Annotated in this window: 8 protein-coding genes; 3 read left to right on the top strand and 5 right to left on the bottom strand. The window is 45.5% G+C overall.

Going from position 1 to position 12,037, the window contains the following annotated elements; all coding sequences use genetic code 11:
• The first annotated feature begins 4 nt into the window (after window positions 1–4).
• Window positions 5–1,114, top strand: a complete 1,110-nt coding sequence (locus L5L98_RS04970) for an AI-2E family transporter (protein WP_028760979.1) — start codon at window positions 5–7, stop codon at window positions 1,112–1,114.
• 6 nt (window positions 1,115–1,120) lie between these two features.
• The gene (locus L5L98_RS04965; RefSeq protein WP_263139010.1) at window positions 1,121–2,038 is read left to right on the top strand and encodes a class I SAM-dependent methyltransferase; all 918 of its coding nucleotides are present in this window, start codon (window positions 1,121–1,123) and stop codon (window positions 2,036–2,038) included.
• 800 nt (window positions 2,039–2,838) lie between these two features.
• On the opposite strand, the gene L5L98_RS04960 is transcribed toward L5L98_RS04965, so the two are convergent.
• From L5L98_RS04960 to ackA, 3 genes are all read right to left on the bottom strand, one after another.
• Window positions 2,839–3,273 (bottom strand): hypothetical protein, encoded by a 435-nt coding sequence (locus L5L98_RS04960; RefSeq protein WP_105252133.1) that lies wholly within the window; start codon window positions 3,271–3,273, stop codon window positions 2,839–2,841.
• 478 nt (window positions 3,274–3,751) lie between these two features.
• Window positions 3,752–5,905, bottom strand: a complete 2,154-nt coding sequence (gene pta, locus L5L98_RS04955) for a phosphate acetyltransferase (RefSeq protein WP_028760976.1) — start codon at window positions 5,903–5,905, stop codon at window positions 3,752–3,754.
• Between the two features lie 111 nt (window positions 5,906–6,016).
• Entirely contained in the window at window positions 6,017–7,216 is a 1,200-nt protein-coding gene (gene ackA, locus L5L98_RS04950; RefSeq protein ID WP_105252134.1) for an acetate kinase, read from the bottom strand.
• 141 nt (window positions 7,217–7,357) lie between these two features.
• Between ackA and yfbV the strand changes: the two genes are divergently transcribed.
• A complete protein-coding gene (gene yfbV / locus L5L98_RS04945; RefSeq protein ID WP_081729091.1) occupies window positions 7,358–7,801 on the top strand; it encodes a terminus macrodomain insulation protein YfbV in 444 nt (147 codons plus the stop codon).
• Window positions 7,802–7,845: 44 nt separating this feature from the next.
• Here yfbV and pflA read toward each other — a convergent pair whose 3' ends face one another.
• Both pflA and pflB read right to left on the bottom strand, forming a co-directional pair.
• Window positions 7,846–8,586: a pyruvate formate lyase 1-activating protein gene (gene pflA, locus L5L98_RS04940; protein ID WP_105252135.1), complete on the bottom strand. Its 741-nt coding sequence runs from the start codon at window positions 8,584–8,586 to the stop codon at window positions 7,846–7,848.
• Between the two features lie 63 nt (window positions 8,587–8,649).
• Window positions 8,650–10,932, bottom strand: coding sequence for a formate C-acetyltransferase (pflB, locus tag L5L98_RS04935; protein ID WP_219234386.1), 2,283 nt, complete (start codon window positions 10,930–10,932; stop codon window positions 8,650–8,652).
• Window positions 10,933–12,037 lie beyond the last annotated feature (1,105 nt).

Below are 12,037 nucleotides of genomic sequence, written 5' to 3'. Positions count from 1 at the left end.
ATAAATGACTCGACCTAATGCGCCCTCTGCTGCTTATCGTGGCTTTGCGGTTATGGCCTTTGTAGTGATTATTTTGGCAGGGATTAAGGCGGCGAGCCCTATTGTGGTGCCGTTTGTGCTGTCCAGTTTTCTTGCGGTGATTTGTAATCCTGCAATCGGTTTGATGACAAAGTTCCGTGTGCCTAAATGGCTGGCAGTGATCCTCTTGATGGGTTTTATTGTGTTGATGGGCCTATGGTTAGCCTCAGTCGTCGGCAGTTCTGTCAATGAGTTTTCTAAACAATTGCCCCAATATCGCGATCAGCTGGTGGAGCAGTTTTCGTGGATTATCCATAAATTACAGGCATTAAATATTCAGATTTCGAAGGATCAGGTATTAGCCTATTTTGACCCAGGTATGGCCTTGTCTATGACCACGAATATGCTATCGGGTGTCGGCAATGTGATGGCGAATTTATTTCTGATCATCCTCACTATCGTCTTTATGCTGTTTGAAGCTCAGTCGCTGCCAAAGAAATTGCACCTGGCATTGGACGATCCCGATATGCGCTTAAAGCAGATTGACCGCTTTTTACAATCTGTGAATCAGTACATGGTGATCAAGACGTTAGTGAGTTTGGCTACTGGGATTATCGTCGGTGTGGGATTGACCTTCATCGGCGTTGATTACGCCATGTTATGGGCGGTGATTGCTTTCCTGTTTAATTATATTCCCAATATTGGTTCTATCATTGCCGCCATTCCAGCGGTGTTGTTGGCCTTTATTCAGCTTGGCCCTGCGGCTGCGGGGGGGACTGCACTTTTGTACGTGGGTGCCAACATGGTGATGGGCAATATCATTGAGCCTAAATTTATGGGGCGCGGTCTGGGGTTATCGACCTTAGTGGTGTTTTTATCATTAATTTTCTGGGGCTGGTTATTAGGTTCTGTGGGCATGTTGCTGTCAGTGCCATTGACTATGGTGGTTAAAATTGCCCTCGAATCGAGTAAAAGTGGTAATTGGTTAGCCATTTTATTATCGGACGATATCGAAGATAAGTTCTTGGCCAGTAACACGGAAAATTCAATTCCCAATGGCGATGAAGCCAATACAAGTGCAACTGAGAGTAAGTAGTAGAAGATGCAAAGTTTTATACAAGCGCTAGCGACAATTGAGTTAGGTGATGATGCGGTGCGGTTATTCCACGGCCGCGGTGGGCATTACGTGGGTTATGAGCACCTATGTTTAGATTGGTTTGCACCCGTGCTATTGCTGACCAGCTTTACTCCCTTGGAGGATACGGATTTAACCCTCTGCCAACAGGCGATTGCAGCGCGCTGGCAAGCTATTAGGCCAGATAGCCAATTGAATTTAGTCTACCAATACCGTAGTGCGGGGGAGACGTTTACCCAATTATTGCAAGGTGAAGTGCCTGAGCCGCATATCGTTAGCGAAAATGGTGCACGGTTTCAGGTGCACCTAATGCGCGGACAAAACCACGGACTCTTCCTCGATATGGCTAATGGTCGTGAGTGGGTTAGAGCAAACGCCCGTTATAAAAAGGTGCTTAATTTGTTCGCTTATACCTGTGGTTTCTCGGTCGCGGCATTACAAGGGGGGGCCGATGAAGTTGTGAATATGGACATGAGCAAAGGCGCATTAGGCATAGGTAAGCAGAACCATTTGCTGAATGGCTTTAGCGCGGGAGCCCGTTTTTTAGGCCATGATATTTTTAAATCTTGGGGCAAACTGAAAAAGCTCGGTCCCTACGACATTGTTGTTGCCGATCCACCGAGCAATCAAAAGGGCAGTTTTGTCGCGACTAAGGATTATGTGCGTTTAATTAGGCGTTTACCTGAGTTGCTTGCCGAGAATGGCGAAGTATTACTGTGTCTAAATGCACCTGAACTCGATACCGCTTTCCTGCGTCAACAGGTAGCGGAAGCTGCACCTGCACTCGAATACATAGAGCGCTTAGCCAATCCGCTAGCCTTTATGGATGTGTCGGAAGAGAAGTCACTTAAGGTGCTTCGCTACCGCTTATCGACTCAAGCCTAGGCCTGATTTAGCTTAACTGGCCAGTATTAACTGGCCTTTTTTGTCGGCTTAGGTTGAGTGTTTAGCTTTCTACACTGTCGCTTATTACACAGCACTTATTCTTCAGTAGCTTAATCGCTCAGATAGCTGCGATCGCCCATAGGTTTCAATCACTTTACTTACTTGATGTTGGTCTAAGTGTTTGAGGGTAGAAATTTCACCATAAAGCCTGCCCTGAACATCTAATGGCATTCCCTAGATTCATTTTATGTAAGCGATTTCTGTTAATCGCTTTTGTGTATAAAGCGAATGATGAAATGGCGTCAGCATGGCCTCAATATCCTCGTAAAAAGTGAAAGTCTTTCATGTCGAATCACTGATTGTGAGCTATTTAAATGATAACCAGCTTTAAATGCCAGGCTTGGTGGTACAAAACTGAAAGTTTTCTGTAATTATGGCTTTTGCTTTGTTATACTCCCGCCCACGGAATGTATCCCTTTCCTCATAGGCAAAATGTCAGCATAGAATGGCAAGCCTCTGCGACCTTACCCAATCAAGCAGGAGTTGTTATGGAAGTTCATGAATACGAAAATGCTTATTATCAAGTGAAAGACGATGTACTAACGTCTTTACCTGCTGAAAGCGAAGAAGAAGTGATCCAAGCTTAATCGATAAAGATTAAACTGACGGTACTTATGAGTCGGAAATAACAGAACAAGCACAAAAAAATAGCAACCCTAAGGTTGCTATTTTTTTGGCTGAAAGTAAGCAGAATGATTGTATGACAAGGTATGCGCGGTGAAAGCAGGCAAGAAAGGGGGTTAACCGTTAACTTTGCGCTTTTCAGGCAGAAGTTCGACGATAATCCATTGGCTCCCAATTTTGTGTAGGCGTATGGTCCTGTCATCAATCCATGGTTGACCACCTTTAAGACCTTTCATTTTGACCACAACAATGACGTCTTTGGTAAATTTGCGGAAAAAGTCGATATCGATATCATCAATTTCCATTTCAACATTGGTCATAGATAGGCCGAGCATATTACGCTGTACGGCTGCGGCAATGTGGTAATGGGTGAGCACTTGTTTAATGGGATCGTCGACGTACTGCTTGGCTTGTTCAACATTACGATCAACATAAATCGCTTTAAAAAAGCCTAAGCTCACTTCTTCCGGTGATAACTGGCGTTGCTCTTGCGTTGAGGGATCGCCACAACCGAAGAGGAACAGGAGGGAGAAAAAAAATAGAGTTCGCATAAGTTTTAGTTATTGGAATTTGTTCCGAGTATCGCGATTTTAGCTGTAATGTACAAGTCTTGTCGTGATTCGCTGTCTATTGTGAAAAGCATTGACTCAAACCTCATGTGTGTGGCATATAGTTAGGAGTCATATAAAAAGGTTATCCACAGAAACTGTGGAAAACTATGTTGAAGACTTCAGTGATACTTTGTAAGTCACTGATATTGTCTTGCTTTATTTGCTGGTTAAAAAATGACGCTTTTCTGCTTTCCATTATGCTCCACTTCTACTTGTGGATATTTTTCGCAATTTGCCGAGCTTATTCACACTGCATAATTCGATATTTCTCGTTTTTTCTTCATCTTTTGCAATTTCGACTTATCCATTAAGCGATTCTTGCGATCAACTGTATGGTTTACGCTAAATTTGAGCATAAAAAAAGCACCGGTAATAACCAGTGCTTTTTTGTGCATAACGCTATGCAGATTTAATGCTGTTAGCCTTTCGCTGCGTCGTTTTGTGCGGCTTGAATTGCCGTTAGTGCGATAGTGTAGACGATGTCATCGACTAACGCGCCGCGAGACAAGTCGTTCACAGGTTTGCGCATACCTTGCAGCATAGGACCGATACTGATCAGGTCCGCGCTTCGCTGTACGGCCTTGTAAGTCGTGTTGCCTGTATTAAGGTCTGGGAACACGAAAACGGTAGCTTGACCAGCGACAGGGCTATTAGGTGCCTTAGAGCGTGCAACGTTTGGCATGACTGCCGCATCGTATTGCAATGGACCATCAATAATCAGATCTGGGCGTTTTTCTTTGGCAATACGGGTTGCTTCACGCACTTTATCCACATCAGAACCTGTACCTGAGTTGCCGGTTGAGTAGCTGATCATCGCCACTCTTGGCTCGATACCGAAGGCTTTTGCTGATTCTGCCGATTGGATGGCGATATCTGCTAACTGCTCAGCATTGGGATCTGGGTTAATCGCACAGTCACCGTAAACAAGCACTTGATCTGGCATCAGCATAAAGAAGATGGATGAAACTAAGCTTGAGCCCGGTGCCGTTTTGATCAATTGCAGTGGTGGGCGAATGGTATTGGCTGTGGTGTTAACCGCACCAGAAACGATACCGTCGACTTCGTTTTGCGCCAGCATCATAGTACCGAGCACCATGTTGTCTTCTAACTGTTCACGGGCAACGACTTCAGTTAAGCCTTTGCTGCGACGCAGTTCCAACATAGGTTCTACGTAACGGTCGCGCACCTCTTCTGGATCGATAATGATCACGCCTTCGCCAAGCACTACATCTTGTTGTGCGGCAATACGCAGGATTTCATCTTTTTTGCCTAAAAGTACACAGCGCGCGATACCGCGCTCGGCACAAATGGCCGCTGCTTTAATGGTACGCGGCTCATCACCTTCTGGCAGCACCACAGTCTTGTGGGCGGCGCGCGCCAATTCCGTGAGTTTGTAACGGAAAGCGGGTGGTGACAGGCGATGCTCACGGGGTGAGTTTTTAGTCACGCTTTCAATCCACGTTTGGTCAATGTGGCTGGCCACATAATCCTGCACCAGATCGATACGGACGGCGTCATCAACGGGTACTTCATGGTCGAAACGTTGAATGTTGAGCGAGGTTTGCCAAGTGTTACTGTCGATCAAGAACACAGGTAAACCAGTTTCAAAGGCCTGTTCACACAGCTTAAGAATTTCTGGCTCCGGCTCGTAGCTACCAGTTAATAACAGGGCACCAATTTTGACGCCGTTCATGGCCGCAAGACAGGCTGATACGATCACATCTGAGCGATCGCCTGAGGTTACAAGCAAGGAGTCAGTCTTAATATGAGTGACCATATTCGGAATACTGCGGGCACAAAACGTTACTTTACGCAGACGGCGGGTATGCATTTCACCAGCATTCAGAATGCGTGCACTTAAATGTTTCGCTAAATCCGACGCACGAGGAGCGACAAGATCAAGGTTGTAGGGCACGCTGCCTAAGATACGCAGCGGGCTTTTACCCGGCAGTTGGAACATGCTGGCCGCATCTGAGCGTTGAACACCTTGGTGATCAAAGACTTCAGATAGATCAGGGCGCGCGCGACCTTCGTCGTCAACGGGGGCACCAATCTTGTTGATCACAGCACCAATTAAGCGTTTATTCTTTTTTCCGCCCCAAGAGTTATAGGCGATTTCGAGGCGATTCATTAGCCCTGTGGCCGTATCACTGCCTGGTGTGGCAATAAAAATCACGTCGGCATCCATGGCTTTAGCGATGGCATAGTTCACATCATCGGCGAAGGGATGATTACGCGTTGGCACTAAACCTTCGACAATTAAGGTCTCTGTGTTGCTAGCGCAATCGGCCGCACGGGCGATGATTTGCTCCATTAAGACGTCGATTTGATCGGCGCGAATTAAGGCTTCGGCATGGGCCATGTCGAAGGGCTCTAAGGGATTTACTGTTGGCGATTTGCTCAGAATAGTGGTTGAGCGTTCTGGGCCATTATCGTTTGGACGAAGCTGAGAAATAGGCTTAAAGAACTGAACCTTAACCCCGTGGCGCTCCAGTGCGCGCACCATCCCAAGGCTTAAGGAGGTCAGGCCGACTCCGGTACCTATGGGAATTAACATAATATTACGAGACATAAAAACCTCTAGTTTCGATGGTTTTTGGCAGAATAGTTTCTGCAAATTTGCTTGTGAGTACGGCTACGTAAGGTATAAAGCCGTTTGGGTGAGCAAACGGCTTCGGCCTTTTTATTTGTTGATAAGTTTAATGGAATCTTCGGCGATAACCCATTCTTCGTTCGTTGGGATCACCATGGCAATCGTGCCTTTATCTTGGGTGATGATACCTTTCTTACCGAAACGCGCCGCTTTGTTGCGCTCACTATCGACATGGAAATTGAATATTTCCAGCATGTTGAGCACTTTTTCACGGATTAAATCTGAGTTTTCGCCAATGCCGCCGGTGAAGACGACTGCATCTAAACGGCCCAATGGCACAGTGTAAGAGGCGATGTACTTGGCTAAGCGGTAGCAGAAGATTTCTAAGGCTAAGGTCGCGCCTTTATGGCCCTCGGCGTAACCTTCTTCGATGCCACGGCAATCGTTGGTCAGCTCGGAAATACCCAGCAGACCACTTTGCTTGTTCATCAGGTTATTCACTTCTTCTAAGGTGTAACCCAGTTGATGAACTAAGTGGTAGATGATTGAAGGGTCAATATCGCCACAACGAGTGCCCATGACCAAACCTTCTAATGGGGTTAAGCCCATAGAAGTGTCGACACTTTTGCCGCCTTTGATGGCGGTGACTGACGCGCCGTTGCCTAAGTGAGCACAGATAACATTCGTTTCTTCAATTGGCTTGTTGAGCATTTTTGCCGCTTCACGGCTAACGAATAAATGACTCGTGCCATGCATGCCATAACGACGGATACCGTGTTCACGGTATAACTTGTAAGGCAGGGCGTAGACATAAGCTCTGTCTGGCATGCTTTGGTGGAAAGCGGTATCAAATACAGCAACCTGTGGCAATTTAGGGAAAGAGGCCATTGCCGCGCGGATGCCGATAAGGTGAGCAGGATTGTGCAGTGGGGCTAATGAAGCACAGTCTTCGATGCCTTTAATCACGCTCTCATCGATGATCACTGAGCGAGTGAATTTCTCACCACCGTGAACGATACGATGGCCAACGGCTTGAATTTTTGCTGCTAATTCAGGTTGTTCCGCAAGAATTTTATTAACAATGTATTCAACTGCTTCACGGTGAGCCGTAAATGCACCTAAGGCTGCTTCATGTTTTTCGCCGTTGATTTTCCATTTAATGCGAGAGTCTTCTAAACCAAAACATTCGGCTAAGCCAGAAATTTGGTCGTCACCTGTTTGCGCGTCAATGACGGCAAATTTGAGAGAAGAGCTACCGCAATTGAGAACTAAAACCAGTTTATTTGACATGTGTAAACCCTTTGCCATTGTGTTTAATATAACGATTCAAAATAATGAGGAACTGCGGTGTTTTTACCATATCAGTCTTGGGGCGATTCGCCAGATTGTGCTATGGTAAGAGCAGTATTCCATTGTAGTTGGTGTCTAAGATTGAGCATTAAGATCCTCAAAACCTTAGGTGATGGTCATCAGTATATGAAGACTTGGCCTATGGTTAGACAACTGGGTTTTTATTTTCCTGAGTATCGGGTCGTCCGAGCGACTCAGCTCGCCATACTGGTGATGCCAGTGCTGGCGATTTTTGTGAGCATGAGCCAGCTGTATATTCACGGTTGGGCATTTCTGCCCCAAGCTGTCACTCTCGGTTTATTTTTCATCAGCTTACCGTTACAGGGGCTGCTGTGGTTAGGCTGGCGAGCTCGCCATCCATTACCGTTAACTCTGTTCGACTGGATTAACCAGTTGAGTGCGAAGTTGTCATCCATGGGTATCAATTGCCACACGTTAGGCGCTAAGGCCTGTTACCTCGATATGGCACTGATTTTAAAAATAGCCTTTGAGCGTTTAGATGCCAGTTATTGGGAAGAACTTTAGGCCGTTGCCGCGGTTATCCCTTTTGGCTCTTTTGTTACTGTGGATTAATAAATCGCGTTAATCCCTTGCTGGACAAATACCGCTTTGATCTTTTCCATGGTTTCTCGACTTGGGGGGGATATCCCATCGAGTTGATAGCTTTCGCCCATGGCTTCCCACTTATGTTTACCTAATTCGTGATAGGGTAGTAACTCTACCTTTTCAATGTTTTTCATGGGCTTGATAAACTCGGCCAGTTGTAATGCCGATGCTTCATCGTCGGTAAATCCGCCCACTACGACATAACGTATCCACGTCGCTTGATTACGCTCTGCCAAATACTGCGCAAACTGTAATGTTCTATGGTTGCTGACTTTAGTTAACTCAATATGTTTTTCATCGTCCATGTGCTTGATGTCGAGCAGGACCAAGTCAGTGTGGTCGAGCAACTCATCAATCACTGGCGTGTACTTACGTACAAAACCATTGGTATCTAAACAGGTATGAATACCTTCTTGCTGACAGGCTGTGAATAATTCGGCGACAAATTCGGCCTGTAAAATGGCTTCACCACCACTGGCCGTAACACCACCATTGCTGGCATCGAGAAAAGGCCGATAGCTGATGATTTGACTCATTAACTCATCGACCAGAACTTCTTTTCCGCCATCAAGATCCCAAGTGTCACGGTTGTGGCAATATTGGCAGCGCATTAAACAGCCCTGCATAAAGGTGATAAACCGTATGCCGGGACCATCTACTGTGCCAAAGGATTCCACCGAGTGGATCCGACCGATAACTGCCATTGTGACTCCTGTTAAAATAAGTGAGGCTGTAGCACAGTGTACTACAGCCTTGACTAATTTAGCTTACAGACCTTTTGTGAATGTACGCGTGATCACATCTTGTTGCTGTTCTGGTGTCAGTGAGTTAAAGCGCACTGCATAGCCAGAAACTCGGATGGTCAGCTGTGGATACTTGTCTGGATGCTTAACGGCATCTTCGAGCATTTCGCGGTTCATCACGTTGACGTTCAAGTGTTGGCCACCTTCTTTTTTGTCACTGTGGTCGAAGTATCCGTCCATCAATGCCGCTAAGTTGGTACGGCGAGCATCATCATCTTTACCCAGCGCATTTGGCACGATTGAGAAGGTATAAGAAATACCGTCTTGAGCGTGGGCAAATGGGAGTTTTGCCACTGAGGTTAAAGAAGCGATTGCGCCTTTTTCATCACGGCCATGCATAGGGTTTGCACCCGGTGCAAATGGCGCACCTGAACGACGACCATCTGGTGTGTTACCGGTTTTCTTACCATAAACCACGTTTGAGGTGATGGTCAGAATTGACTGCGTTGGGATCGCATTGCGATACATTTTACGGTCACGAATTTTCGCCATAAAACGTTCAACTAAGTCACAGGCGATATCATCAACACGTGGGTCGTTGTTACCAAATTTTGGATAGTCACCGCTGATTTCGAAATCAACTGCAATGCCATTTTCATCACGAACCGGTTTTACGGTGGCGAATTTGATGGCAGACAGTGAGTCGGCTGCGATAGATAAACCCGCAATACCACAAGCCATAGTGCGACGTACGTCTCTGTCGTGCAGCGCCATAAGCGCGGCTTCGTAAGAGTACTTATCGTGCATGTAGTGGATTGAGTTCAGTGCAGTGACATATTGAGTCGCTAACCAATCCATTAAACCGTCTAAGCGATTCATCACATCATCAAAGTTGAGCACTTCGTCTGTGATCATGTCTGCTTTAGGGGCAATTTGGATTTTCAGTTTTTCGTCTACGCCGCCGTTAATCGCATACAGCATGGTTTTCGCTAAGTTAGCGCGAGCACCGAAGAACTGCATGTGTTTACCCACAACCATAGGGCTCACACAACAGGCGATTGCATAGTCGTCTGATTGGAAATCTGGACGCATTAAGTCATCGTTTTCGTATTGGATTGAGCTCGTGTCGATAGACACTTTGGCGCAATATTTTTTGAAACCGATTGGCAGTTTATCTGACCATAATACTGTGATGTTTGGCTCTGGACTTGGACCCATAGTGTAAAGGGTGTTCAAGAAACGGAAGCTTGATTTCGTCACTAACGTACGGCCATCTAAGCCCATACCGCCGATTGACTCCGTCGCCCAAATTGGGTCGCCTGAGAACAATTCGTCGTATTCAGGGGTACGTAGGAAACGCACCATACGCAATTTCATCACGAAATGGTCAACCATTTCCTGAGCTTGTTGCTCAGTTAAGGTGCCATTTTTCAGATCTCGTTCAATATAGATGTCGAGGAATGAAGAGGTACGACCTAATGACATGGCAGCGCCGTTTTGGCTCTTCACTGCAGCTAAATAGCCGAAGTAAGTCCATTGGATCGCTTCTTGTGCATTGGTCGCTGGACGAGAAATATCGAAGCCATACTTGGCAGCCATTTTCTTCATTTGGCCTAATGCACGGTGTTGCTCGGCAATTTCTTCACGTAATTGGATAACGTTAGATAACTCTTCACCCGCTTCGAACTGCGCTTGCAGTGAGCTAAATTGGGCAAACTTATCTTTCATCAGGTAATCGATACCGTAAAGTGCCACACGGCGATAGTCACCAATGATACGGCCACGGCCATAAGCATCGGGTAAGCCCGTTAAAATACCTGATTTACGACAGGCCATAATTTCGGGGGTGTAAACATCGAACACACCTTGGTTATGGGTTTTGCGCAGTTCTGAATAAACGTATTTAACATCTTCATCCAGTACACGATCGTAGGCGGCGCATGAGCTTTCCACCATACGAATACCACCGTTAGGCAACATAGCGCGTTTTAGCGGCGCGTCTGTTTGTAAGCCAACGATAGTTTCTAATTCTTTGTTGATATAGCCAGCGTCGTGGGAAGTGATGGTTGAAACCATCTTAGTGTCGAAATCAACAGGCGCGTGGGTACGGTTTTCCTGTTTGATGCCTTCCATGACTTTATCCCACAATTTTGTGGTCGCTTCGGTGGCACCGGCGAGGAAGGACTCGTCGCCTTCAAAAGGCGCGTAGTTTTGTTGGATAAAGTCACGTACATTGACTTCAGATTTCCAATCGCCAGGAGTAAAGCCTTCCCATGCGTTGGCAAACAGTTCAGTTTTGTCGGTCATCGTACTAATACCTTCTGGTTGAGATAAAAGGTTATTGGCGATCAGCGTTAAGCGTTAAGCAATGCTGAGTATAAGCCAATAGCTAATTCCTGAAATAAAGCTCCCTTCATGATGACGCCCTATGATGGGAACTGGATTTTGAAGCGCTCGTCACTCCAAAAGTCTGTCTATTGATACCCGATAAGATGACAAATATTCGCTTACTTTGATTATCGGCTACTGATAAATCTTTATAATTGGTAAGACCAATTGTCCATGAGCATATTAACATAGGTCTGTCGCTATCGCATCTTAAACGGCTTGGTTTATGCTCTGTTAATCCCAAATTTGCTAGCTAGGTAGCATTTTTTTACCACAATAGGGAATACGGCACGCTTTTTAACTTGGTGTGACATCTGAACCCCATTATCTCTTAAATCAGCCTGCCTATATTGTTACCATTTACTGTCCACCTTTAGCGAGGATAAATCTATCCTCGTATAGGCTGATTTTGATTGGTGGGAGTCACGGCTCGATAATGGGAGCTGTCACAGTAGGCGCAGTGGTTATGATATTAAAAATAAGTTTGATGTTAGCTATTTGTATTAATTTATTTTTCTTTGCTAACTTAGTGTCGATTTAGGATACGGCATGTCATAACGCCATCAAATAAAGCATGCAATGCTTAAATCATTCAGGAAGGGTTAAAGAGTGGCTAAATACAGTAGTTGGCTATGATGCAGGCAACTTATTACTTGCTGTTGGACTAAACTGTAAATGCTAAAGTATCGGTTCAATTTAATGAATACCGAGAGACACGCGTCAAGCTATTGGTCATTTAATGTGTCATTGCTGAGGTTTGCTTGAATCTATAGCGCATTAATTTAAGCGTTAGTTCGCTAAATATGAGATGGAAACGTGCAGGATATGCATTGTATACCATCTTAATTAAGCCACATTCTCGCGATGAAAATCGGGCTGTCATGGTAAGACCAATTAACCTTTTGTGTTTTTGGCTTCAAAGTTTTCACATTTTGGGTGTGAATAGCATCACGCTTTAGCAATATCTGCTTCACAGCATAAGCGCGTTGTATGATACAAAGCGAGACTTTAGTGAATCATCATT

The organism is Shewanella sp. SM23 (assembly GCF_025654295.1).
Taxonomy (GTDB): domain Bacteria; phylum Pseudomonadota; class Gammaproteobacteria; order Enterobacterales; family Shewanellaceae; genus Shewanella; species Shewanella oncorhynchi.
Note: the sequence above shows the minus strand (reverse complement) of the source record. Positions and strands in the feature narration are given on the sequence as shown.